20 protein-coding genes, 1 tRNA gene and 3 pseudogenes are annotated in these 25,500 nt (G+C 49.3%); 12 read left to right on the top strand and 12 right to left on the bottom strand.

The genetic code is table 11. The features are described 5' to 3' along the window. Positions 1-475, bottom strand: a pseudogene (locus G434_RS29260) (IS3-like element IS911 family transposase); the annotation flags it as partial. Positions 476-562: 87 nt separating this feature from the next. Beyond that, positions 563-766: an MFS transporter gene (locus tag G434_RS29950; protein WP_000355616.1), complete on the bottom strand. Its 204-nt coding sequence runs from the start codon at positions 764-766 to the stop codon at positions 563-565. Positions 767-788: 22 nt separating this feature from the next. On the opposite strand from G434_RS29950, the gene G434_RS0125780 reads away from it, so the two are divergent. Next, positions 789-1,046: a surface-adhesin E family protein gene (locus tag G434_RS0125780; protein ID WP_000254999.1), complete on the top strand. Its 258-nt coding sequence runs from the start codon at positions 789-791 to the stop codon at positions 1,044-1,046. A gap of 52 nt (positions 1,047-1,098) precedes the next feature. Here G434_RS0125780 and ythA read toward each other — a convergent pair whose 3' ends face one another. The 3 genes from ythA to G434_RS06950 are packed head-to-tail and all read right to left on the bottom strand — an operon-like array spanning position 1,099 to position 3,614. After that, positions 1,099-1,224: a protein YthA gene (ythA, locus tag G434_RS29255; protein ID WP_000594405.1), complete on the bottom strand. Its 126-nt coding sequence runs from the start codon at positions 1,222-1,224 to the stop codon at positions 1,099-1,101. A 42-nt stretch (positions 1,225-1,266) separates the two neighbouring features. Further along, positions 1,267-2,385 carry a 2,7-anhydro-N-acetylneuraminate hydratase gene (nanY, locus tag G434_RS06945; RefSeq protein ID WP_000611568.1) on the bottom strand — a complete coding sequence of 373 codons (1,119 nt, stop codon included), beginning with the start codon at positions 2,383-2,385 and terminating at the stop codon, positions 1,267-1,269. A gap of 11 nt (positions 2,386-2,396) precedes the next feature. Beyond that, positions 2,397-3,614, bottom strand: coding sequence for an MFS transporter (locus G434_RS06950; protein ID WP_000179691.1), 1,218 nt, complete (start codon positions 3,612-3,614; stop codon positions 2,397-2,399). Between the two features lie 608 nt (positions 3,615-4,222). Between G434_RS06950 and G434_RS06955 the strand changes: the two genes are divergently transcribed. Further along, the gene (locus tag G434_RS06955; RefSeq protein ID WP_000483767.1) at positions 4,223-5,569 is read left to right on the top strand and encodes an IS4-like element IS4 family transposase; all 1,347 of its coding nucleotides are present in this window, start codon (positions 4,223-4,225) and stop codon (positions 5,567-5,569) included. A 513-nt stretch (positions 5,570-6,082) separates the two neighbouring features. Here G434_RS06955 and G434_RS28105 read toward each other — a convergent pair. Continuing rightward, a pseudogene (locus G434_RS28105) lies at positions 6,083-6,312 on the bottom strand (transposase domain-containing protein); the annotation flags it as partial. A gap of 583 nt (positions 6,313-6,895) precedes the next feature. Between G434_RS28105 and G434_RS28095 the strand changes: the two are divergent. Next, positions 6,896-8,079, top strand: a pseudogene (locus G434_RS28095) (phosphoethanolamine transferase); the annotation flags it as partial. A 316-nt stretch (positions 8,080-8,395) separates the two neighbouring features. Here the strand turns inward: G434_RS28095 and G434_RS06965 are convergent. Next, the gene (locus G434_RS06965; protein WP_223293345.1) at positions 8,396-9,604 is read right to left on the bottom strand and encodes a tyrosine-type recombinase/integrase; all 1,209 of its coding nucleotides are present in this window, start codon (positions 9,602-9,604) and stop codon (positions 8,396-8,398) included. A 242-nt stretch (positions 9,605-9,846) separates the two neighbouring features. After that, a tRNA-Leu gene (locus G434_RS06970) sits at positions 9,847-9,931 on the bottom strand. A gap of 195 nt (positions 9,932-10,126) precedes the next feature. On the opposite strand from G434_RS06970, the gene ahr reads away from it, so the two are divergent. After that, positions 10,127-11,146 carry an NADPH-dependent aldehyde reductase Ahr gene (ahr, locus tag G434_RS06975; protein WP_001309160.1) on the top strand — a complete coding sequence of 340 codons (1,020 nt, stop codon included), beginning with the start codon at positions 10,127-10,129 and terminating at the stop codon, positions 11,144-11,146. Positions 11,147-11,149: 3 nt separating this feature from the next. On the opposite strand, the gene idnK is transcribed toward ahr, so the two are convergent. Further along, the gene (gene idnK, locus G434_RS06980) at positions 11,150-11,713 is read right to left on the bottom strand and encodes a gluconokinase (RefSeq protein WP_000896738.1); all 564 of its coding nucleotides are present in this window, start codon (positions 11,711-11,713) and stop codon (positions 11,150-11,152) included. A 216-nt stretch (positions 11,714-11,929) separates the two neighbouring features. Between idnK and idnD the strand changes: the two genes are divergently transcribed. The 5 genes from idnD to G434_RS07005 all read left to right on the top strand — a co-directional run bounded on the left by idnD (position 11,930) and on the right by G434_RS07005 (position 17,775). After that, positions 11,930-12,961: an L-idonate 5-dehydrogenase gene (idnD, locus tag G434_RS06985; protein WP_001197411.1), complete on the top strand. Its 1,032-nt coding sequence runs from the start codon at positions 11,930-11,932 to the stop codon at positions 12,959-12,961. A 23-nt stretch (positions 12,962-12,984) separates the two neighbouring features. Continuing rightward, positions 12,985-13,749 (top strand): gluconate 5-dehydrogenase, encoded by a 765-nt coding sequence (gene idnO, locus G434_RS06990; RefSeq protein WP_000998695.1) that lies wholly within the window; start codon positions 12,985-12,987, stop codon positions 13,747-13,749. A 61-nt stretch (positions 13,750-13,810) separates the two neighbouring features. Then, the gene (gene idnT, locus G434_RS06995; protein ID WP_001128335.1) at positions 13,811-15,130 is read left to right on the top strand and encodes a gnt-II system L-idonate transporter; all 1,320 of its coding nucleotides are present in this window, start codon (positions 13,811-13,813) and stop codon (positions 15,128-15,130) included. Between the two features lie 66 nt (positions 15,131-15,196). Then, the gene (idnR, locus tag G434_RS07000; protein WP_001309159.1) at positions 15,197-16,195 is read left to right on the top strand and encodes a DNA-binding transcriptional regulator IdnR; all 999 of its coding nucleotides are present in this window, start codon (positions 15,197-15,199) and stop codon (positions 16,193-16,195) included. 77 nt (positions 16,196-16,272) lie between these two features. Continuing rightward, entirely contained in the window at positions 16,273-17,775 is a 1,503-nt protein-coding gene (locus G434_RS07005) for a helicase HerA-like C-terminal domain-containing protein (protein ID WP_016238974.1), read from the top strand. Between the two features lie 160 nt (positions 17,776-17,935). On the opposite strand, the gene lptG is transcribed toward G434_RS07005, so the two are convergent. The 3 genes from lptG to ytgA all read right to left on the bottom strand — a co-directional run bounded on the left by lptG (position 17,936) and on the right by ytgA (position 20,231). Then, entirely contained in the window at positions 17,936-19,018 is a 1,083-nt protein-coding gene (gene lptG / locus G434_RS07010) for an LPS export ABC transporter permease LptG (RefSeq protein WP_001295681.1), read from the bottom strand. Then, positions 19,018-20,118 (bottom strand): LPS export ABC transporter permease LptF, encoded by a 1,101-nt coding sequence (lptF, locus tag G434_RS07015; RefSeq protein WP_000584114.1) that lies wholly within the window; start codon positions 20,116-20,118, stop codon positions 19,018-19,020. Before lptF ends, lptG begins: the two co-directional genes overlap by 1 nt. Positions 20,119-20,180: 62 nt before the next feature. After that, positions 20,181-20,231 carry a protein YtgA gene (ytgA, locus tag G434_RS30525; protein ID WP_211180521.1) on the bottom strand — a complete coding sequence of 17 codons (51 nt, stop codon included), beginning with the start codon at positions 20,229-20,231 and terminating at the stop codon, positions 20,181-20,183. Positions 20,232-20,384: 153 nt separating this feature from the next. Between ytgA and pepA the strand changes: the two genes are divergently transcribed. From pepA to valS, 3 genes are all read left to right on the top strand, one after another. Beyond that, a complete protein-coding gene (gene pepA, locus G434_RS07020; protein ID WP_000397144.1) occupies positions 20,385-21,896 on the top strand; it encodes a leucyl aminopeptidase in 1,512 nt (503 codons plus the stop codon). A 255-nt stretch (positions 21,897-22,151) separates the two neighbouring features. After that, positions 22,152-22,595 carry a DNA polymerase III subunit chi gene (gene holC, locus G434_RS07025; protein WP_000786399.1) on the top strand — a complete coding sequence of 148 codons (444 nt, stop codon included), beginning with the start codon at positions 22,152-22,154 and terminating at the stop codon, positions 22,593-22,595. Then, positions 22,595-25,450, top strand: coding sequence for a valine--tRNA ligase (gene valS / locus G434_RS07030; protein WP_000416382.1), 2,856 nt, complete (start codon positions 22,595-22,597; stop codon positions 25,448-25,450). The genes holC and valS overlap by 1 nt, the downstream gene beginning before the upstream one ends. The last annotated feature ends 50 nt before the right edge of the window (positions 25,451-25,500 follow it).

The following is a 25,500-nucleotide window of genomic DNA, read 5'->3' as shown; positions in this document are numbered from 1 at the left end:
TGCTCCGGCCGAACCGTGGCTGATGCCATGTAGCTCAAGTACCTGACTGCGTAATACAGCCCGTCTGCCGTCTGGTTTTTCAGGACGGTTTTTCCAGTATCTGTAGCTGCTGCGATGAACCCCGAACACATGGCAGAGTGTGACCACAGGATAATGCGCTCTGAGTTTCCCGATTATCGAGAACTGTTCAGGGAGTCTGACATCAAGAGCGCGGTAGCCTTTTTAATATTTCATTCTCCATTTCAATGCGTTGTAGCTTTTTCCTCAGCTTACGTATTTCGATTTGTTCTGGTGTTATCGGAGAGGCTTTTGGTGTTTTGCCCTGACGCTCATCACGCAGTTGTTTGACCCATCTTGTCATTGTGGAAAGGCCAACATCCATAGCTTTCGCGGCATCTGCCACCGTGTATTTCTGGTCAACAACCAGTTGAGCGGATTCGCGTTTAAACTCTGCGCTGAAATTTCTTTTTTTCATTGGAGCACCTGTGTTGTTCTGAGGTGAGCATATCACCTCTGTTCAGGTGGCCAAATTCAGTGTGCCACTTCAGCCCTGATTCGACTTTTACAATGACTTATCTGGACGCATGAAGAACGTCAGGAATATACCAATAACAAGCAATGCGACGGAACCGTAGAATGGTAAACTCCAGTTGCCTGTTTTGTCGATAATAATGCCAAAGGCGATAGGTGAAATAATGTCGGCGACAGCGGAACCGGCGTTCATCAATCCGCTGGCAATTCCCACATACTTCGGCGTAATATCCATCGGGACAGCCCGGATAGGCCCAATGGTCAGCTCATCGGCCAGCAATGTCGTGAACTGTGAGACGAAACAGCGTACACAGTTTGAATGTATCTACTTTTCCCAATACTGGGCGAAGGGAGATTTTATTGCGAAGCGCGCGCCAATTGGTCAGTGGGAACCTTATTCGGAAGAGTCACTACTTGGCATCATCGTCACCAGCGTCTGTCGTATTAAAGTCGCGATGCTAAAACCTGAACCTCCCAGAGATCCCCATATCCCGCTGATGGGGGATTTTAACTAAAACTTAGCGCTATCGCTGCGTATCGTAACTATCCCGTATTACGTAGCGTAAATTATGACGCCATATGGGGAACAAATACACAGAGGAAGAAAAAGATTAGATTGGTTTTAAGGGATGTTTTTATCATAAATGGCACTGCTAAAATTATGAGATTATCGAAGATAAAATTCTTGATCATACATAAAAGGCCTCCTGAATTAAATCAAGAGGCGTATAGTTTTTACATTACTGATGTATGTTTAATGATCTCACTGATTTTCACTTTCCTGTCCTGCGATCTTGAAAGAGTGGCAGCATCAGCAGTAGCAATCGCCGACATGGCCGCCTCACCATTGAGAAGGTCAATATAATCTTCTTCAGGTTTTGCACCACAGAGGATATTATGGAGGAATAACGTCTCCTTTCTTATTAAACTGGCAAGCCATAATGGTGTTTTTTTTCCTGGATGACCATATGCTATAGCGCCATCCATTTCTGAGGTCATATTGCCTTTCCGACGATCATCATCTTCTTCTTGTGTTTCATGGACCAAAAAATGCTTTGTCTGACCGCCAATCCTAAGTGACCCTGCTGTTTCTTGCATATCAATTTTAATAGAGCCTTTAGTTCCATTGATGATGACATAATGTTCCGGCCAGTTAAATGCACTCCCCCACTCTAAGGTTGCTAGTTTTCCTGACGGGAATTCCAAGGTCATAAATAACATATCATCTTCATTGCCAAATCCTGGACCAGAATGGGCCAAATTTCCACCAATCATAGTAACCGTCTCTGGTATTTCTCCAAGTAAATGCTGAACACAATCTAACTCATGTATATGATGATATAGATGTCCACCAGATTGTTCTTTCATCTTTTTCCAGGAAAGTCTCTCTTGTTTGTTTTCCCAGCCATTTCTCTTAGTATGACATGATAATATTTCGCCGATAACACCTTCTTTAATTAACTTCCGTGCATATTGAACCCCATTGAAAAAATTCATAATATGCCCGGCCATAAAGGTCACACCAGCTTCTTTACACGCTTTGACCATATCCACACAATCTTCATAACTTAATGCAATTGGTTTTTCACAAAAAACATGCTTCTTATTCTTTGCTGCTTTAATTACTGGTTCTTTATGCAGATAATTTGGGGTGGCTACGATCACGCAATCGACTAATTTACTTGAGACTAAAGCATCCAAGCTTGACATATTGATACACTGCAATTCACGGGCAATATTTTCTCCATTTTCAGGATCGTATACACATGTAATTTTTGCATTATCATGCATATTCATAAAACGAGCTAATTCAGCGCCAAAGTATCCAACACCAACAACGCCATAATTAATCATAAAGCCTCCAATCATTTAGCCACGGATAGTTTATAAATTTTACCTGGAATATCAAAACCAACTAACAAAATTAATAAGGCAGAGAATGCAACCGTAACAATGAATAATGAAACACCTAAGCCATAATATCCTGAAATGTATGTAGCTAATACAGGTGCGGCCATTCCTCCAGTTGCCCCTAAGTTATAAATAAGACCGGTCCCTAATCCTCTTAATTTTGTTGGAAAGTAATCATATATAAATTTTGGAACCAACCCTGCAATACCTAAATTTGTAAACATTAATCCAAAGAGACATAATCCTATAAGAGAAGAGTTTTTCACAGAAATAAAAAAAAGAGGACAAAGGAAAATAAATGAAGTTATTAGACCGACTACAAAGGCTTTTTTTACACCAATCTTATCACCAACAAAACCAAAAAATATTGTACCTGTCAGTGTTCCTAAACCTGCTATTGTCATCAGAGTTGAAATGACCACTGTATTAACTCCATTATCTGCCAGGTAGGAAGGAAGTAGTCCGTTTATCGGCCAGTTTGCACCAAATAGACAAAAACAGACGAGGAAAACGATCATAGAGATTGAAAGATGTGGTTTTCTGAAGACAGACAAAAATGTTGATTTATCCTTATATTTATCTTCAATCCACTCCTGACTTTCTGGAGCACTTTTTCTGATCCAAAGAACTAGTAAAACTGGTAACAGGCCTATAAAAAAAGAGTTTCTCCATCCATATACTTCAGCAAACTGAGGGATTATTTGTGCCGCAATAATATTTCCAACAGAAAAACCACTTACCAAAAAAGCACTAGCTTTAGATTGAAGATTTTTAGGCCAACTTTCTACCGCATAAGTTGAAGCACATGCATATTCACCAGACATCCCTAAGCCAACAATAAAACGGCAAACTGCGAGCATATATAAGTTTGTAGCAATACCGCTAAGGCCTGTTCCGACTGAGTAAATGAAAATTGCCCACATCATCATTGGCTTACGACCATATTTATCAGCCATGGCACCAAAAAAACCACCTCCAATAGGTCTGGCTATGAAGGCCACTGTCCCTATTAAAGTAGCCTGAATATCCGTAATGCCAAGATCTGCTTTTATAATATGAAGAATGTAAAATATCATCATAAAATCAAAGCCATCAAATACATATCCAAGCCATGCGGAAAAAAGAGCTTTCCGTTGTGGTGGATTAACTTGTTTATACCATGCTGTTGCCATATTTGTTTCCTGTGTTATTCTAATATAGCCCTTAAAGTAAATATTAGGGAGCCTCAACAATATCCAGAAATAATTATATTGTCTTCAAATACGCCAGTACTATTGATTGTTATCAATACCTAATCAGTACAATCTTTTCCTCCATTTCTTCTTAACATATTTCACTCTATGAAAGATAAAACTGATACCCACCTACAGTTTTGGGTCACCAACAAAAAACAATGTTCGCCAGATATTCCACCACTGGCACAGTTCAACCCTGCTTCAAAAATTGACTTATTCATTGTGCTCATTTTCGTAGTCCGTTCAGGTTGAATAAAACTCCCTTCGTCAAATGAGGAAAGACTGAGAGGTTATTACTTTAGCTTACGTTATAGCTGTTTTCCTTTGCAGTATTTCTTTGCTTTTCTGTATACCTTTATACCTGTTATACCAGATCAAAAAACAAGCAATCCACATAACAAAACGCGTTTTGTTACTGATGTCACAAATTGAGCATATTTTTGTAGCTGATAGTTTGTTACAAACACCAGAACCAAGATTAATGCCGATCAGTTAAGGATCAGTTGACCGATCCAGTGGCTGTGTAAGAATCCGGAAACGCTCACTTGTTTCCGGATTTTTTTATGCACATTGGACAGGCTCTTGATCTGGTATCCCGTTACGATTCTCTGCGTAACCCACTGACTTCTCTGGGGGATTACCTCGACCCCGAACTCATCTCTCGTTGCCTTGCCGAATCAGGTACTGTAACGCTACGCAAGCGCCGTCTTCCCCTCGAAATGATGGTCTGGTGTATTGTTGGCATGGCGCTTGAGCGTAAAGAACCTCTTCACCAGATTGTGAATCGCCTGGACATCATGCTGCCGGGCAATCGCCCCTTCGTTGCCCCCAGTGCCGTTATTCAGGCCCGCCAGCGCCTGGGAAGTGAGGCTGTCCGCCGCGTGTTCACGAAAACAGCGCAGCTCTGGCATAACGCCACGCCGCATCCGCACTGGTGCGGCCTGACCCTGCTGGCCATCGATGGTGTGTTCTGGCGCACACCGGATACACCAGAGAACGATGCAGCCTTCCCCCGCCAGACACATGCCGGGAACCCGGCGCTCTACCCGCAGGTCAAAATGGTCTGCCAGATGGAACTGACCAGCCATCTGCTGACGGCTGCAGCCTTCGGCACGATGAAGAACAGCGAAAATGAGCTTGCTGAGCAACTTATAGAACAAACCGGCGATAACACTCTGACGTTAATGGATAAAGGTTATTACTCACTGGGACTGTTAAATGCCTGGAGCCTGGCGGGAGAACACCGCCACTGGATGATACCTCTCAGAAAGGGAGCGCAATATGAAGAGATCAGAAAACTGGGTAAAGGCGATCATCTGGTGAAGCTGAAAACCAGCCCGCAGGCACGAAAAAAGTGGCCGGGACTGGGAAATGAAGTGACTGCCCGCCTGCTGACCGTGACGCGCAAAGGAAAAGTCTGCCATCTGCTGACGTCGATGACGGACGCCATGCGCTTCCCCGGAGGAGAAATGGGGGATCTGTACAGTCATCGCTGGGAAATCGAACTGGGATACAGGGAGATAAAACAGACGATGCAACGGAGCAGGCTGACGCTGAGAAGTAAAAAGCCGGAGCTTGTGGAGCAAGAGCTGTGGGGTGTCTTACTGGCTTATAATCTGGTGAGATATCAGATGATTAAAATGGCGGAACATCTGAAAGGTTACTGGCCGAATCAACTGAGTTTCTCAGAATCATGCGGAATGGTGATGAGAATGCTGATGACATTGCAGGGCGCTTCACCGGGACGTATACCGGAGCTGATGCGCGATCTTGCAAGTATGGGACAACTTGTGAAATTACCGACAAGAAGGGAAAGGGCCTTCCCGAGAGTGGTAAAGGAGAGGCCCTGGAAATACCCCACAGCCCCGAAAAAGAGCCAGTCAGTTGCTTAACTGACTGGCATTACAGAACCAAGATGCCTATTTCGTTTCAGCATCAACTGTTAAATTATCTGGTTGCCAACGAGAATACTGAGCTTTTTTGTCCCCAAGACTGACCGTCAACGCCACAATCTTTGACTGTTTGACATTGTCATGCCCGCAGGCCAGCGGATCTAAAGACATTAGACTGCTTGCATCAGCCAGTTGCGTATCTGGCTATGTCCCTTAATTGGTAAGGGTTCGAGGAACTCAACATTAACGCATTTTTTAGCGCATCACCGACAGTGTATATGAACGATTGCACTCTGACGATGGTTGATTTATTTGGTTGCGTAGGGGCTAGCTAGTCTGGTACCGGAGGCTAGATCTGAAGTACTGACCCCAGGAATAACGCCGGGCTAACTCATATTCTGACCCATTGTCAGCCCGCGTGTTTACTGCTCTAGCTCATTTCCTGTTGTCAGGCGTTCAATTCCCAACTGCAGGTTATGGCCCGGTGCACAAACACCTGACGGCAGGTATCACTTACCCGAAGAAGGTAAAGCCCTCAAGAGGCAGTAACTCAGCCAACCTCTCCTCCGGCCACTCCGGCAGACGCGTCAGGACGTCCGTCAGCCAAGCATGTGGCTCCAGACTGCGGTTCCCAGAAGGCTCATTATCTGTGCCGCGCGGTTCCCGGCCACCAGTGAACCAGCGAACAACCAGGCCTTTCGTCCCATAACGACCGGACGGATAGCACGCTCGCAGATATTGTTGTGTGTGCCTTGAAATGCACGATCTTTCCGTCGGTGAAAGTCCGCCCCGGCTAACTCTCGCTCCGACTGGAAGGACAAGAAGCGGTCCAGGAGGTAACAAAAGGGCTGAATCTCTCCCTGAAACGACTTCTTCAGGAAGTCAACGGGTTATGCGGGCCGTAACGTGAGTGAACACTGAGCAGCCATCGAAATGCCGTCGAGGGTGCTGACACGCCACAATAACGGGGAAGGCCGACGATGACCGGGAAGAGAGTGAGAAAGGCATCGGTCATACCCACCGGGGTTGTGGTGTCAGCATGCATAACAATTGATCGATCGTGCAACAAGAGAAGTCCATAACGGTGTCTGTCCGGGTGACGGGCAACAACGCCTCGCGAGGGGGTGAATCGGTTGTTATGGATGGCAGATGGGGTGTAGTAGTGAAAATACTGAGTAATGTCAGAGGAGCGAAGGCCCCCTCTTGCAGTACCAGTGTAACATGCAGGAAGAGCCCGGCGATTGCCATCAGCCTCACAACCCCGCTAGAACCGGTTCAGAACCTACAGAAAACACTACAGGAGAAAGCAAAGTGAACCGCCCCGTGTTTCCTGTTTATCATTTTCTGGTCAGTGCCGCGATTCTGGTATTCGTGGTGATTTTCTGGCGGACACACCATCGCGACCACCGTAACTGGCTGGCTCTACGGCTATTCGTATTATGCTCTGTAAACCGTTGGCCATTGCGGATGGTTAAAGGAACAGTTGTGGGGACAACTGACACATTACGTGAAATGCAGCGTTATGAACAACTGAGTAGCACGGGGCTGACAACTGGAAAATCCAGCCGGGAGCACCGTTATATGATACGATTGTTATTGTCACTGGTGAGAGTGTGCGCAGGGATTATATGTCAGTGTATGACTATCCCGTACCAACCACACCGTGGCTGAATACGGCACCCGGTTTATTTATTGACGATTATACCTCGACAGCCTCCAGTACAGTGTCTTCCCTGAGCCGGACACTGATTTATGACTATGAGCAGAACCCTGATTCCGGCAACAATGTGGTGGCGCTGGCAGCAAAAGCAGGATACAGCACATGGTGGATATCCAATCAAGGAAAACTGGGGGAGCATGACACACGCATCTCTGTTATTGCTTCTGATGCGGAGCATGCCACTTTCCTCAAGAAAGGCAGCTTCGCTTCCCGTAAAACAGATGACAAACTGTTGTTACAGGAAACAGAACGTGCGCTGGCGGATACATCCTCTCCGAAGATAATTTTCCTGCACATGATGGGTTCTCATCCAAATCCGTGTGACAGCCTTAACTCCTAGCCGAATAATTACCTGGAGCAGTATCCCCGAAAAATTGCCTGTTACCTCGCCAGCATCAGTAAACTGGATAACTTTCTTGGCCAGCTTGATGGTATCCTTCGCCGGTACTCACGTCATTTCGCCATGCTTTACTTTTCTGGCCTTGGGCTGTCGGTCAGCGACAGTGCCAATCCTGTTCATCATTATGGTCATGTGCAGGGAGGCTACAGTGTGCCACTGATTATTACCGCCAGTGACATAACGTCTCATCAGCCCGTCAGTAGAAAAATCAGTGCCCGTCATTTCGCAGGTATTTTTCAGTGGATGACCGGTATTTGTACTGAAAATATACCGCCATTCAATCCGCTGACAGACGAAGATAACTAACCTGTTATGGTTTTTAAGGGAGAGAGGAATATACCGGCAGACAGTTTGAAACCTCAGCCACTTATTCTTCCTGATCACAGGTAATCATATATGGCAGACTGTAATACAGTCGCTTGTACTGAAAAGTATTCTGTATAAAATATCCGTATTCATATCAGCACAAGGGACCATCAAATCCCTGCAGCACTCCTTACGTCAGTTATCCCGCATCACCCTGTGAGTACAGGATTTTTTATGAGGTTACTTTTTTATTGAATGTATATAAATAATGAATAACCGCGGATTCTGATAATCCCCCCTGCAGGGAGCGGTAAATAGTAAATACATCAGTTAATACCGTTTGTCTTTTTTAACAAAGAAAATAATCCTAGAATAATTCCCGGGCATTTGCCCGGGATGATTACTGTTTTAATGGATTATTAATCTTTGCATATTCAAATGGACTGATAAACCTTTCTCTGTTTACATCCAGAAAATCGGCCCACCACTGTAGCATCAATCGCCGTTCTTCCAGATGCTCTGCTTTATGGATATACGCGGCCCTCACTGAATTTCGCGCCATGTGGCTCATCTGACGTTCAACAGCATCACGAGACCACAGACCTGATTCGACCAATGAACTACAGGCCATTGTTCGAAAGCCATGACCACAAACCTCTACTTTTGTATCATACCCCATGACCCGTAACGCACTATTTACCGTATTCTCACTCATGGGTTTGTGCGAATCGTGATCACCAATAAATATCAAGTCATGGGCCCCATAAAACTGTTTTATCTGCTTTAAAATTGCAAGAGCTTGCGTTGAAAGAGGCACTAGATGCGTTGTACGCATTTTTGAGCCTCTATGGGAATGTTTCACTCCAGGAATAGGCTCCCGCTCCGGTGGGATAGTCCATATAGACGCTTCGAAATCGATCTCTGACCAACGAGCAAAACGCAGCTCACTGGACCGAATAAAGATCAGCAAAGTGAGTTCTATCGCCCATCGGGTTAGCGGCCTACCAGTATAGCTATCTATTTTTGTAAGCAACTCAGGGATGCGCTTTAATTCAAGCGCGGGACGATGTTGTCGATTACAGGAAGCAACCGCCCCAGCCATCTCTTGTGCCGGGTTATAATCAATTAACCCACTTTGCACTGCATAGCGCATGATGGCTGTAGTGCGCTGCTGAAGACGAGCGGCCACTTCAAGACGTCCAGACATTTCTACGGCCTTAATAGGTGCTAATAAATCTCGAGTTTTTAACTCAGCGATATTACGTTCACCAAGCGCTGCAAAAAGATTATCTTCAAGACTTTTTAGCACACGATGGGCGTGATCTTCAGACCACTTTTTATTGGTGCCATGCCACTCAATCGCGACTTCTTTAAAGGTTCGTGCTTTACTCTGTTCAACCTTATCATTTTTCTTTTTGTCTCCCGGATCGACGCCATTCGCAAGCAGCTTACGCGCCTCGTCACGACGTACTCTGGCATCCGCTAGTGTGATTTCAGGATAAACCCCAAGTGCCAGCATTTTTTGCTTTCCCTCATAACGGTACTGCAAACGCCAGTACTTAGAACCATTTGGATGGACAAGCAGATGCATACCGCCACCATCAGTCAGCTAATATTGCTTATCCGTTGGCTTGGCTGCTCTGACTTTGATATCTGTTAATGCCATCGTATTCCCTCCCTGTTGGTACAAGCATTATCGAACCGGAAATACCATCATCTGTACCAACATATGTTGGTAGATGTACGTTGATATCGGTTGACCTTGAGAGAGTTAATATAGCGGGAAAGATAGATAAACACTGGATTTCAGGCATAAAAAAAGACCTCAGTTGAGGTCTATTTACATACTTTTGGTGCCGAAGGCCGGACTCGAACCGGCACGTATTTCTACGGTTGATTTTGAATCAACTGCGTCTACCGATTTCGCCACTTCGGCACTGAAGAGGTATGCGGAAAACGTTGTGGATTATACCTGTCGCACGCCACCATGCAAGCGCCAGCTTGCTCGCACCTCGCTAAGTGCTGAAATTTTCAGCATTGCATACAGCGATGTGTAACCTTTGTCACACTCCAGGCACCCCGCCCTGCCATGCTCTACACTTCCCAAACAACACCAGAGAAGGACCAAAAAATGTCGATGATAAAAAGCTATGCCGCAAAAGAAGCGGGCGGCGAACTGGAAGTTTATGAGTACGATCCCGGTGAGCTGAGGCCACAAGATGTTGAAGTGCAGGTGGATTACTGCGGGATCTGCCATTCCGATCTGTCGATGATCGATAACGAATGGGGATTTTCACAATATCCGCTGGTTGCCGGGCATGAGGTGATTGGGCGCGTGGTGGCACTCGGGAGCGCCGCGCAGGATAAAGGTTTGCAGGTCGGTCAGCGTGTCGGGATTGGCTGGACGGCGCGTAGCTGTGGTCACTGCGACGCCTGTATTAGCGGTAATCAGATCAACTGCGAGCAAGGTGCGGTGCCGACGATTATGAATCGCGGTGGCTTTGCCGAGAAGTTGCGTGCGGACTGGCAATGGGTGATTCCACTGCCAGAAAATATTGATATCGAGTCCGCCGGGCCGCTGTTGTGCGGCGGTATCACGGTCTTTAAACCACTGTTGATGCACCATATCACTGCTACCAGCCGCGTTGGGGTAATTGGTATTGGCGGGCTGGGGCATATCGCTATAAAACTTCTGCACGCAATGGGATGCGAGGTGACAGCCTTTAGTTCTAATCCGGCGAAAGAGCAGGAAGTGCTGGCGATGGGTGCCGATAAAGTGGTGAATAGCCGCGATCCGCAGGCACTGAAAGCACTGGCGGGGCAGTTTGATCTCATTATCAACACCGTCAACGTCAGCCTCGACTGGCAGCCCTATTTTGAGGCGCTGACCTATGGCGGTAATTTCCATACGGTCGGTGCGGTTCTCACGCCGCTGTCTGTTCCGGCCTTTACGTTAATTGCGGGCGATCGCAGCGTCTCTGGTTCTGCTACCGGCACGCCTTATGAGCTGCGTAAGCTGATGCGTTTTGCCGCCCGCAGCAAGGTTGCGCCGACCACCGAACTGTTCCCGATGTCGAAAATTAACGACGCCATCCAGCATGTGCGCGACGGTAAGGCGCGTTACCGCGTGGTGTTGAAAGCCGATTTTTGAAAATCATTCGCAGCGCTGATCTGAGGCGCTGCCCTCTTTCGCACATATTCTGTTTTGTCGTATCGCCAGCACAGCCTGCCGACATTGTTCGGTGACATTGGCAATATCATGGTTGATATCAATGCGCACAATATCCTGTTCATCTGCTTGTGGACGCTCCAGTGCCTCAAACTGACTTTTTAGTAACGCTACCGGCATAAAATGCCCAGCCCGACGCTGCATTCGCGCGAGAATAGTTTCATAGTCGCCATCTAACCAGAGGAAATGAACATGGGGGCTACCCTTGCGTAAAATATCACGATACTGTTTTTTTAATGATGAACAGACAATAAATCCTGTTTCATTCTTTTTATAAAGACTGTATGAAGCATCATTTAAGCGTTCCAGCCAGGGAAGTCGATCTTCATCAGATAATGGAATACCCTGCGACATTTTATCTATATTTTTGGCTGGATGAAGATCGTCACCATCAATAAATTTAGCAGATAATAACGCGGCAACCTTGCTACCAATTAATGTTTTACCACTCCCTGAAACGCCCATCAAAATAAAGCTTTCACCCGCCATTTAAAATCTCCTGAATCATCTTACCTGCTGCGATACTACGCCTGGCGGCATAATAATTTCACGTTTTTTTATTTCTACTGATAAGAATTACAAGGCACATCACGTTATGCGTAACATAGTAATGTAACAATTTTCTGACGTGATCTTCATCACAAATAATGACAGTTAAAACCGCTTAAATGCTTCCGAGGTGTCTACCTGACCAGTGAGGAATTTATGCAAGTGAAAACACAGTCCTGCGTTGTTGCGGGCAAGAAAACTGTTGCCGTTACCGAGCAGACGATAGATTGGAATAATAATGGAACATTAGTACAAATAACCCGAGGTGGAATTTGCGGTTCCGATTTACATTATTATCAGGAAGGAAAAGTAGGTAATTTCATGATAAAGGCACCGATGGTGTTAGGTCATGAAGTTATCGGTAAAGTTATTCATAGCGACTCATCAGAATTACATGAAGGGCAAACGGTAGCCATTAATCCGTCTAAACCGTGCGGTCACTGCAAATACTGCATTGAACATAACGAGAATCAGTGTACAGATATGCGTTTTTTTGGCAGTGCCATGTATTTCCCTCATGTTGATGGTGGTTTTACCCGTTATAAAATGGTCGAAACGTCGCAATGTGTCCCTTATCCGGCCAAAGCTGACGAAAAGGTTATGGCTTTTGCCGAACCTTTAGCCGTCGCGATTCATGCCGCACATCAGGCCGGCGAGTTACAGGGCAAGCGAGTATTTATTTCCGGTGTTGGACCCATTGGCTGCCTGATTGTCAGTGCAGTGAAAACACTGGGGGCCGCGGAAATTGTCTGTGCTGATGTGAGTCCCCGTTCCCTTTCGCTGGGCAAAGAGATGGGGGCGGATGTGCTCGTAAACCCACAAAACGACGACATGGATCACTGGAAAGCGGAAAAAGGCTATTTCGATGTCAGCTTTGAAGTGTCCGGTCATCCTTCATCAGTGAATACCTGTCTGGAGGTCACTCGTGCACGCGGCGTAATGGTGCAGGTAGGTATGGGAGGCGCGATGGCAGAATTCCCAATGATGACGTTGATTGGTAAGGAGATTTCACTCAGAGGCTCTTTCCGTTTTACCAGCGAATTTAATACCGCAGTGTCATGGCTGGCGAATGGCGTTATCAATCCACTGCCTTTACTGAGTGCTGAATATCCCTTCACTGACCTGGAAGAGGCGCTACGTTTCGCCGGTGATAAAACCCAGGCAGCAAAAGTCCAGCTTGTTTTCTAAGAGATAAATAAAGGAATAATACAATGAACGATCTATTTTCACTGGCAGGAAAAAATATCTTGATTACCGGTTCAGCACAGGGCATTGGCTTTTTACTGGCAACCGGCCTGGGTAAATATGGCGCACAAATAATTATTAATGATATTACTGCCGAACGCGCAGAACTTGCTGTAGAAAAACTCCACCAGGAGGGTATTCAGGCCGTTGCCGCACCTTTTAATGTTACTCATAAACATGAAATTGATGCCGCCGTTGAACATATCGAAAAGGACATCGGCCCCATTGATGTGCTGGTGAATAACGCCGGTATCCAGCGCCGTCATCCTTTTACTGAGTTCCCTGAACAAGAGTGGAATGATGTGATCGCAGTAAACCAGACCGCCGTGTTCCTGGTATCGCAAGCGGTAACTCGTCACATGGTTGAACGCAAGGCAGGTAAAGTTATTAATATTTGCTCGATGCAAAGCGAACTGGGACGTGACACCATCACCCCTTATGCCGCATCGAAAGGGGCGGTAAAAATGCTCACCCGCGGCATGTGCGTCGAGCTGGCGCGCCACAATATTCAGGTCAACGGTATTGCGCCGGGCTATTTCAAAACAGAAATGACTAAAGCACTGGTTGAGGACGAAGCCTTCACCGCCTGGTTGTGCAAACGGACCCCCGCCGCACGCTGGGGAGATCCGCAGGAACTGATTGGTGCTGCGGTGTTCCTTTCTTCAAAAGCCTCTGATTTCGTAAACGGCCACCTGTTGTTTGTTGATGGCGGCATGTTAGTGGCTGTTTAACAGCCCCCCTACGTGCAGCGCGAAAGCGCTGCTTTTCTGGCACTAATAAGAGATAAAGACTATGCCATTAATCATTATTGCGGCAGGCGTCGCGCTGCTTCTTATCCTGATGATCGGCTTTAAAGTTAACGGCTTTATTGCCCTCGTTCTGGTAGCTGCCGTCGTCGGATTTGCCGAAGGGATGGATGCACAGGCCGTCCTGCACTCTATACAAAATGGTATCGGCAGCACGCTCGGCGGGCTGGCAATGATCCTCGGTTTCGGGGCCATGTTAGGCAAGCTGATTTCTGATACGGGTGCGGCACAACGTATCGCCACTACGCTGATTGCTACTTTTGGTAAAAAACGCGTGCAATGGGCGCTAGTGATCACCGGTCTGGTTGTGGGCCTCGCCATGTTTTTTGAAGTGGGTTTTGTCCTGCTGTTGCCGTTGGTATTTACCATCGTAGCATCATCAGGATTACCCCTGTTGTATGTTGGCGTACCAATGGTAGCAGCGCTCTCTGTAACCCACTGTTTTCTGCCGCCACATCCAGGGCCTACTGCCATCGCGACTATCTTTGAGGCTAATCTCGGAACGACTTTACTGTATGGATTTATCATTACCATTCCGACAGTTATTGTCGCAGGACCGCTGTTTTCTAAACTGCTAACTCGCTTTGAGAAAGCACCACCGGAAGGCTTATTTAATCCTCATCTGTTTAGCGAAGAGGAGATGCCCTCCTTCTGGAACAGTATTTTCGCTGCCGTGATCCCGGTCATCCTGATGGCTATCGCCGCCGTTTGTGAAATTACGTTACCGAAAACTAACACCGTGCGCCTCTTCTTTGAATTTGTCGGTAACCCTGCCGTTGCGCTGTTTATTGCCATTGTTATTGCGATTTTCACACTGGGCCGACGTAATGGACGCACCATCGAGCAAATCATGGATATCATTGGGGATTCTATAGGCGCTATCGCGATGATTGTGTTTATTATCGCTGGCGGCGGCGCGTTTAAGCAGGTATTAGTAGATAGCGGTGTCGGGCACTATATTTCACACTTAATGACCGGAACTACACTTTCGCCGTTATTGATGTGCTGGACTGTTGCGGCGCTGTTGCGTATCGCTCTGGGCTCTGCCACCGTCGCGGCCATTACCACCGCGGGTGTGGTGTTGCCGATTATCAACGTTACCCATGCCGATCCCGCTTTAATGGTACTGGCAACCGGTGCGGGCAGCGTGATCGCGTCACACGTAAACGACCCTGGCTTCTGGCTATTTAAAGGGTATTTTAATCTGACGGTTGGTGAAACGTTGCGTACCTGGACGGTGATGGAAACCCTTATTTCTATTATGGGTTTGCTGGGCGTGTTAGCCATTAACGCCGTATTGCACTGAAAGAATAAAATATTGTGATGTAGTTTCGGGGGAAGATTGAAGATTCCCCCGACGTTGGGAGAAGTTATGCGCAATCACAGAATTTCTTTACAGGATATCGCTACGCTGGCTGGCGTAACAAAAATGACCGTGAGTCGTTATATCCGCTCGCCGAAAAAGGTGGCAAAGGAAACAGGCGAGCGCATCGCCAAAATTATGGAAGAGATCAATTATATCCCTAATCGCGCTCCCGGCATGTTGTTGAATGCACAAAGTTATACCCTCGGTATCTTGATTCCGTCATTTCAAAATCAACTCTTCGCTGACATTCTCGCGGGAATAGAATCCGTCACCTCTGAGCATAATTATCAGACCCTTATTGCTAATTACAATTACGATCGCGATTCCGAAGAAGAGTCGGTGATTAACCTGCTCTCTTATAACATTGACGGGATTATACTTTCGGAAAAATATCACACCATCAGGACGGTGAAATTTCTGCGTTCAGCCACCATTCCGGTCGTGGAATTGATGGATGTACAGGGAGAACGGCTGGATATGGAGGTCGGTTTTGATAATCGGCAGGCCGCTTTTGACATGGTGTGTACCATGCTGGAGAAGCGAGTCAGGCACAAAATTCTGTATCTCGGTTCCAAAGATGACACCCGCGATGAACAGCGTTATCAGGGGTATTGCGATGCGATGATGCTGCATAATCTTTCCCCATTACGCATGAATCCACGCGCCATCTCATCCATTCATTTAGGAATGCAGTTAATGCGTGATGCCCTTAGCGCAAACCCGGATTTAGACGGTGTATTTTGCACCAATGACGATATTGCGATGGGTGCGCTTCTGCTGTGCCGCGAGCGAAACCTCGCCGTGCCAGAACAAATTTCCATTGCGGGTTTTCATGGGCTGGAGATTGGCAGGCAAATGATCCCAAGCCTCGCCAGCGTAATTACTCCCCGTTTTGATATTGGTCGGATGGCCGCCCAAATGTTGCTGAGCAAAATTAAAAATAACGATCACAACCACAACACTGTTGACCTCGGGTATCAGATTTATCACGGCAACACGCTTTAGGTTATTTTCTCTTCATTACACGTATTCTCTTTGCCGGACGTTGCCTATACTCCAGGCAGGAAACTGGAGGATATCTCATGAGTGAACCCCTGTTAATTGCCCGCACGCCGGACACAGAACTGTTTTTACTGCCGGGAATGGCTAACCGTCATGGGCTGATTACCGGCGCAACGGGGACGGGTAAAACCGTTACGCTGCAAAAACTGGCGGAGTCATTGTCGGAAATCGACGTGCCGGTGTTTATGGCTGATGTGAAAGGCGATCTGACCGGCGTCGCGCAGGCAGGAACGGTGTCGGAAAAACTGCTCGCAAGGCTTAAAAATATCGGCGTCAATGACTGGCAACCGCATGCCAATCCGGTGGTGGTGTGGGATATCTTTGGCGAGAAAGGCCATCCGGTGCGGGCGACGGTTTCGGATCTGGGGCCGCTGTTGCTGGCACGACTGTTGAATCTCAACGATGTGCAATCTGGCGTGCTGAATATCATCTTCCGCATTGCTGACGATCAGGGGCTGTTACTGCTCGACTTTAAAGATCTGCGGGCAATTACCCAGTACATCGGCGATAACGCCAAATCCTTCCAGAATCAGTACGGTAATATCAGTAGCGCATCGGTTGGTGCCATCCAGCGCGGGCTGTTGTCGCTGGAACAGCAAGGCGCAGCACACTTCTTTGGTGAGCCGATGCTGGATATCAAAGACTGGATGCGCACCGATGCCAACGGTAAAGGCGTTATCAATATCCTCAGCGCCGAGAAACTTTATCAGATGCCGAAACTGTACGCCGCCAGCCTGCTGTGGATGCTTTCAGAGTTGTATGAACAATTGCCGGAAGCGGGCGATCTGGAGAAACCAAAACTGGTGTTTTTCTTCGACGAGGCACATCTGCTGTTTAACGATGCCCCGCAGGTACTGCTGGATAAGATTGAGCAGGTGATAAGGCTTATTCGCTCAAAAGGCGTGGGCGTCTGGTTCGTTTCGCAAAACCCGTCTGATATTCCGGATAATGTGCTCGGGCAGCTCGGTAATCGCGTTCAACATGCTTTGCGGGCTTTTACGCCAAAAGATCAGAAAGCAGTGAAGGCAGCGGCGCAAACCATGCGGGCCAATCCGGCGTTTGATACCGAAAAGGCGATTCAGGAACTGGGCACCGGCGAGGCGTTGATCTCTTTTCTGGATGCGAAAGGAAGCCCTTCTGTGGTGGAGCGTGCGATGGTGATCGCGCCTTGTTCGCGGATGGGGCCGGTGACGGAAGATGAGCGTAATGGCTTGATTAATCACTCTCCGGTGTATGGCAAATATGAGGATGAGGTGGACCGGGAATCCGCCTATGAGATGTTGCAAAAAGGCTTTCAGGCCAGTACCGAGCAGCAAAATAATCCTCCCGCGAAAGGGAAAGAGGTAGCGGTGGATGACGGCATTCTTGGTGGATTGAAGGATATTTTGTTCGGCACTACCGGACCACGCGGCGGGAAGAAAGATGGTGTGGTGCAAACAATGGCCAAAAGCGCCGCTCGCCAAGTGACGAATCAGATTGTACGCGGGATGTTGGGGAGTTTGCTGGGGGGGAGAAGAAGGTAAGTCAGGCGAGATTTGTCTTTGCCTGATGCGACGCTGGCGCGTCTTATCATGCCCACCCCACTGCAATATATTGAATTTTAATTATTTTTCAGGAATGAACGAAGCACACTTTGCTAACAATAATAAAGGGAGCTTTCGCTCCCTTTATTCGTTCATTCGGTTACGATTTTCTCATTAACAGCCACAGGCTGATTAAGAAGAAGCTGGCGCTTGGCAACAGTGCGCCGATGATCGGCGGGATGCCATAAACCAACGTCAGCGGGCCGAAGATCTGGTCCAGTACGTAGAAGACAAAACCGAAACTGATACCGGTGACCACACGCACGCCCATCGGTACGCTACGCAGTGGGCCAAAGATGAACGACAGCGCCATCAGCATCATCACCGCCACAGATAGCGGCTGGAAGATTTTGCTCCACATGTTGAGCTGATAACGTCCGGCATCCTGACCGCTCGACTTCAGATACTTCACATAGTTGTGCAAACCGCTGATAGAGAGTGCATCCGGGTCCAGCGCCACCACGCCCAGTTTGTCCGGCGTGAGGTTGGTTTTCCAGGTGCCGCTCACCGTCTGCGAACCGGTAATCTGTTTCGGATTGGTCAGATCAGATTCATCAACCTGCGACAGACGCCAGACTTTATGTTCCGGGTCAAACTTCGCAGTAGCGGCATAGCGTACGGATTGCAGACGACGATTCTCGTTAAAGGCATAAATGCTGATGCCACCTAACTCTTCGTCACCTTTAACCCGCTCAATGTAGACGAAGTTGTTGCCATCTTTCGCCCATAAGCCTTGCTGGGTAGAGAGCAACGAGCCGCCGTACATCGCCTGCGCACGGTAGTTACGCGCCATCTGCTCGCCCTGCGGCGCGACCCATTCGCCAATCGCCATCGTCAGCAAGACCAGCGGAATGGCGGTTTTCATCACCGACAGCGCCACCTGCATACGGGTAAAACCAGAAGCCTGCATCACCACCAGTTCGCTGCGCTGCGCCAGCATCCCAAGACCAAGCAACGCCCCAAGCAGAGCCGCCATCGGGAAGAAGATCTGCACATCTTTCGGCACGCTCAGCAAGGTATACATTCCTGCGCCTAACGCGTCGTAACTCCCCTGCCCGGCTTTTTTCAGCTGATCGACAAACTTGATAATGCCCGACAGCGACACCAGCATGAACAGTGTCATCATGATGGTGGTGAAAATAGTTTTACCGATATAGCGGTCAAGTACGCCAAAAGGTTGCATCACACCGCTCCTTTACGCGAAAAACTGGCGCGCAGGCGGCGGACCGGCACGGTGTCCCAAAGGTTGAGAACAATCGCTAAAGCCAGATAAATCAGGTTAACGGTCCACATCCACAGCGTCGGGTCCAGCTTACCTTTACCGCCGTTCGATTTCAGGGAGGTCTGGATCAGGAAGAAAAGTAGATACAGCAGCATGGCTGGCAGCATCGACAGTACGCGTCCCTGACGTGGGTTAACCACGCTCAGCGGTACGACCATAAGTGCCATCATAAACACGGTGAATACCAACGTGATACGCCAGTTCAGTTCTGCGCGAGCACGATCGGTGTCAGTGTTCCACAATGTGCGCATGTCCATCTGGTCGGTATCGTTCGGGTCGAGCGCCACCGCCTGGTGACCAATGATCGCCTGATAATCCTGGAAGTCCGTAATGCGGAAATCACGTAACAATGCAGTGCCTTCGAAGCGCGTTCCCTGGTTGAGAGTGACGACCTGGGAGCCGTCGCGCAGCTGGGTTAAATGTCCGGAATCGGCCACCACCACAGAAGGACGTGCATTACCTTTTGGTCGAATTTGCGCGAGGAACACATCTTTGAAATCGCTGCCGTCAACGCTTTCGATGAACAGCACCGAGCTGCCATTAGTCGCTTGCTGGAATTGCCCTTGCGCCAGCGCCGCCATGCCAGGGTTCGCTTTCGCTTCTGCTAACACTTCATCCTGATGACGCGATGACCACGGTCCCGCCCACATCACGTTAACCGCCGCTACGATTGCCGTGAATACCGCAAGGATCATTGCCGCTTTCACCAGAACCGCTTTGCTCAGGCCGCAGGCATGCATTACCGTAATTTCACTTTCGGTATACAGTTTGCCCAGCGTCATCAGCAGCCCGAGGAACAGGCTTAATGGCAGGATAAGCTGCGCCATTTCCGGCACGCCCAACCCGAGAAGGGAGAGCACCAGATTCGCCGGAATATCGCCGTCAACCGCTGCGCCGAGGATCCTCACTAACTTTTGACAGAAGAAGATCAAAAGCAAGATGAAGAGTATCGCCAGCTGGCTTTTGAGCGTCTCCCGCACCAGATATCTTATGATTATCACTTTAAATACGCCCGTAAAAACTCGTCTTTTGCAGGATTTTAGCTTGTTTCATGGCTTAAACGTCATTTATTCTCTTGAGTCGTCGAAATCGTCGCTAAGATAATTATACTCAACGGATTCACCTCTCAGATTTTGTTCTGACGTGCCAATGCCGTAATAACGTTAAGATTAACACGAAGTCATCGCAACAGCGGACATGAGTTACGAAAGCTTGCAATTCTATCTGTAGCCACCGCCGTTGTCTTTAAGATTCAGGAGCGTAGTGCATGGAGTTTAGTGTAAAAAGCGGTAGCCCGGAGAAACAGCGGAGTGCCTGCATCGTCGTGGGCGTCTTCGAACCACGTCGCCTTTCTCCGATTGCAGAACAGCTCGATAAAATCAGCGATGGGTACATCAGCGCCCTGCTACGTCGGGGCGAACTGGAAGGAAAACCGGGGCAGACATTGTTGCTGCACCATGTTCCGAATGTACTTTCCGAGCGAATTCTCCTTATTGGTTGCGGCAAAGAACGTGAGCTGGATGAGCGTCAGTACAAGCAGGTTATTCAGAAAACCATTAATACGCTGAATGATACTGGCTCAATGGAAGCGGTCTGCTTTCTGACTGAGCTGCACGTTAAAGGCCGTAACAACTACTGGAAAGTGCGTCAGGCTGTCGAGACGGCAAAAGAGACGCTCTACAGTTTCGATCAGCTGAAAACGAACAAGAGCGAACCGCGTCGTCCGCTGCGTAAGATGGTGTTCAACGTGCCGACCCGCCGTGAACTGACCAGCGGTGAGCGCGCGATCCAGCACGGTCTGGCGATTGCCGCCGGGATTAAAGCCGCGAAAGATCTCGGCAATATGCCGCCGAATATCTGTAACGCCGCTTACCTCGCTTCACAAGCGCGCCAGCTGGCTGACAGCTACAGCAAGAATGTCATCACCCGCGTTATCGGCGAACAGCAGATGAAAGAGCTGGGGATGCATTCCTATCTGGCGGTCGGTCAGGGTTCGCAGAACGAATCGCTGATGTCGGTGATTGAGTACAAAGGCAACGCGTCGGAAGATGCACGCCCAATCGTGCTGGTGGGTAAAGGTTTAACCTTCGACTCCGGCGGTATCTCGATCAAGCCTTCAGAAGGCATGGATGAGATGAAGTACGATATGTGCGGTGCGGCAGCGGTTTACGGTGTGATGCGTATGGTCGCGGAGCTACAACTGCCGATTAACGTTATCGGCGTGCTGGCAGGCTGCGAAAACATGCCTGGCGGGCGTGCCTATCGTCCGGGCGATGTGTTAACCACCATGTCCGGTCAAACCGTTGAAGTGCTGAATACCGACGCTGAAGGCCGCCTGGTACTGTGCGACGTGTTAACTTACGTTGAGCGTTTTGAGCCGGAAGCGGTGATTGACGTGGCGACGCTGACCGGTGCCTGCGTGATCGCGCTGGGTCATCACATTACCGGTCTGATGGCGAACCATAATCCGCTGGCCCATGAACTGATTGCCGCGTCTGAACAATCCGGTGACCGCGCATGGCGCTTACCGCTGGGTGACGAGTATCAGGAACAACTGGAGTCCAATTTTGCCGATATGGCGAACATTGGCGGTCGTCCTGGTGGGGCGATTACCGCAGGTTGCTTCCTGTCACGCTTTACCCGTAAGTACAACTGGGCGCACCTGGATATCGCCGGTACCGCCTGGCGTTCTGGTAAAGCAAAAGGCGCCACCGGTCGTCCGGTAGCGTTGCTGGCACAGTTCCTGTTAAACCGCGCTGGGTTTAACGGCGAAGAGTAATTGCGTCAGGCAAGGCTGTTATTGCCGGATGCGGCGTGAACGCCTTATCCGACCTACACAGCACTGAACTCGTAGGCCTGATAAGACGCGGCAGCGTCGCATCAGGCAATGCTGTTATTGTCGGATGCGGCATGAACGCCTTATCCGACCTACACAGCACCGAACTCGTAGGCCTGATAAGACGCGGCAGCGTCGCATCAGGCGCTGCGGTGTATACCTGATGCGTATTTAAATCCACCACAAGAAGCCCCATTTATGAAAAACGCGACGTTCTACCTTCTGGACAATGACACCACCGTCGATGGCTTAAGCGCCGTTGAGCAACTGGTGTGTGAAATTGCCGCAGAACGTTGGCGCAGCGGTAAGCGCGTGCTCATCGCCTGTGAAGATGAAAAGCAGGCTTACCGGCTGGATGAAGCCCTGTGGGCGCGTCCGGCAGAAAGCTTTGTTCCGCATAATTTAGCGGGAGAAGGACCGCGCGGCGGTGCGCCGGTGGAGATCGCCTGGCCGCAAAAACGCAGCAGCAGCCCGCGCGATATATTGATTAGTCTGCGAACAAGCTTTGCAGATTTTGCCACCGCTTTCACAGAAGTGGTAGACTTCGTTCCTTATGAAGATTCTCTGAAACAACTGGCGCGCGAACGCTATAAAGCCTACCGCGTGGCTGGTTTCAACCTGAATACGGCAACCTGGAAATAATGGAAAAGACATATAACCCACAAGATATCGAACAGCCGCTTTACGAGCACTGGGAAAAGCAGGGCTACTTTAAGCCTAATGGCGATGAAAGCCAGGAAAGTTTCTGCATCATGATCCCGCCGCCGAACGTCACCGGCAGTTTGCATATGGGTCACGCCTTCCAGCAAACCATCATGGATACCATGATCCGCTATCAGCGCATGCAGGGCAAAAACACCCTGTGGCAGGTCGGTACTGACCACGCCGGGATCGCTACCCAGATGGTCGTTGAGCGCAAGATTGCCGCAGAAGAAGGTAAAACCCGTCACGACTACGGCCGCGAAGCTTTCATCGACAAAATCTGGGAATGGAAAGCGGAGTCCGGCGGCACCATTACCCGTCAGATGCGCCGTCTCGGCAACTCCGTCGACTGGGAGCGTGAACGCTTCACCATGGACGAAGGCCTGTCCAATGCGGTGAAAGAAGTTTTCGTTCGTCTGTATAAAGAAGACCTGATTTACCGTGGCAAACGCCTGGTAAACTGGGACCCGAAACTGCGCACCGCTATCTCTGACCTGGAAGTGGAAAACCGCGAATCAAAAGGTTCGATGTGGCACATCCGCTATCCGCTGGCTGACGGCGCGAAAACCGCAGACGGTAAAGATTATCTGGTGGTTGCGACTACCCGTCCGGAAACCCTGCTGGGCGATACTGGCGTAGCCGTTAACCCGGAAGATCCGCGTTACAAAGATCTGATTGGCAAATATGTCATTCTGCCGCTGGTTAACCGTCGTATTCCGATCGTTGGCGACGAACACGCCGACATGGAAAAAGGCACCGGCTGCGTGAAAATCACTCCGGCGCACGACTTTAACGACTATGAAGTGGGTAAACGTCACGCGCTGCCGATGATCAACATCCTGACCTTTGACGGCGATATCCGTGAAAGCGCCCAGGTGTTCGATACCAAAGGTAACGAATCTGACGTTTATTCCAGCGAAATCCCGGCAGAGTTCCAGAAACTCGAGCGTTTTGCTGCACGTAAAGCAGTCGTTGCTGCGGTTGACGCACTCGGCCTGCTGGAAGAAATTAAACCGCACGACCTGACCGTTCCTTACGGCGACCGTGGCGGCGTAGTTATCGAACCGATGCTGACCGACCAGTGGTACGTGCGTGCCGATGTCCTGGCGAAACCGGCAGTTGAAGCGGTTGAGAATGGCGACATTCAGTTCGTACCGAAGCAGTACGAAAACATGTACTTCTCCTGGATGCGCGATATTCAGGACTGGTGTATCTCTCGTCAGCTGTGGTGGGGTCACCGAATCCCGGCATGGTACGACGAAGCGGGTAACGTTTATGTTGGCCGCAACGAAGACGAAGTGCGTAAAGAAAATAACCTCGGTGCCGACGTTGCCCTGCGTCAGGACGAAGACGTTCTCGACACCTGGTTCTCTTCTGCGCTGTGGACCTTCTCTACCCTTGGCTGGCCGGAAAATACCGACGCCCTGCGTCAGTTCCACCCAACCAGCGTGATGGTATCTGGTTTCGACATCATCTTCTTCTGGATTGCCCGCATGATCATGATGACCATGCACTTCATCAAAGATGAAAATGGCAAACCGCAGGTGCCGTTCCACACTGTTTACATGACCGGCCTGATTCGTGACGACGAAGGCCAGAAGATGTCCAAATCCAAGGGTAACGTTATTGACCCACTGGATATGGTTGACGGTATTTCGCTGCCAGAACTGCTGGAAAAACGCACCGGCAATATGATGCAGCCACAGCTGGCGGACAAAATCCGTAAGCGCACCGAGAAGCAGTTCCCGAACGGTATTGAACCGCACGGTACTGACGCGCTGCGCTTCACCCTGGCGGCGCTGGCTTCTACCGGTCGCGATATCAACTGGGATATGAAACGCCTGGAAGGTTACCGTAACTTCTGTAACAAGCTGTGGAACGCCAGCCGCTTTGTGCTGATGAACACAGAAGGTCAGGATTGCGGCTTCAACGGCGGCGAAATGACGCTGTCGCTGGCGGATCGCTGGATTCTGGCGGAGTTCAACCAGACCATCAAAGCGTACCGCGAAGCGCTGGACAGCTTCCGCTTCGATATCGCCGCAGGCATTCTGTATGAGTTCACCTGGAACCAGTTCTGTGACTGGTATCTGGAACTGACTAAGCCGGTAATGAACGGTGGCACCGAAGCCGAACTGCGCGGTACTCGCCATACGCTGGTGACCGTGCTGGAAGGTCTGCTGCGCCTCGCGCATCCGATCATTCCGTTCATCACCGAAACCATCTGGCAGCGTGTGAAAGTACTTTGCGGTATCACTGCCGACACCATCATGCTGCAGCCGTTCCCGCAGTACGATGCATCTCAGGTTGATGAAGCCGCACTGGCCGACACAGAGTGGCTGAAGCAGGCGATCGTTGCGGTACGTAACATCCGTGCAGAAATGAACATCGCGCCGGGCAAACCGCTGGAGCTGCTACTGCGTGGTTGCAGCGCGGATGCAGAACGTCGCGTAAATGAAAACCGTGGCTTCCTGCAAACGCTGGCGCGTCTGGAAAGCATCACCGTGCTGCCTGCCGATGACAAAGGTCCGGTTTCCGTTACTAAGATCATCGACGGCGCAGAGCTGCTGATCCCGATGGCTGGCCTCATCAACAAAGAAGATGAGCTGGCGCGTCTGGCGAAAGAAGTGGCGAAGATCGAAGGCGAAATCAGCCGTATCGAGAACAAGCTGGCGAATGAAGGCTTTGTCGCCCGCGCACCGGAAGCGGTCATCGCGAAAGAGCGTGAAAAGCTGGAAGGCTATGCAGAAGCGAAAGCGAAGCTGATTGAACAGCAGGCTGTTATCGCCGCGCTGTAATCAAAACACAGTAATGAAAACGAAGGCCGGAGCATGCTCCGGCCTTTTTT

It is taken from the genome of Escherichia sp. KTE172 (assembly GCF_000408845.1).
GTDB lineage: Bacteria > Pseudomonadota > Gammaproteobacteria > Enterobacterales > Enterobacteriaceae > Escherichia > Escherichia coli.
The sequence above is the reverse complement of the archived record's forward strand: the minus strand, read 5'-3'. Positions and strand labels throughout refer to the sequence as shown.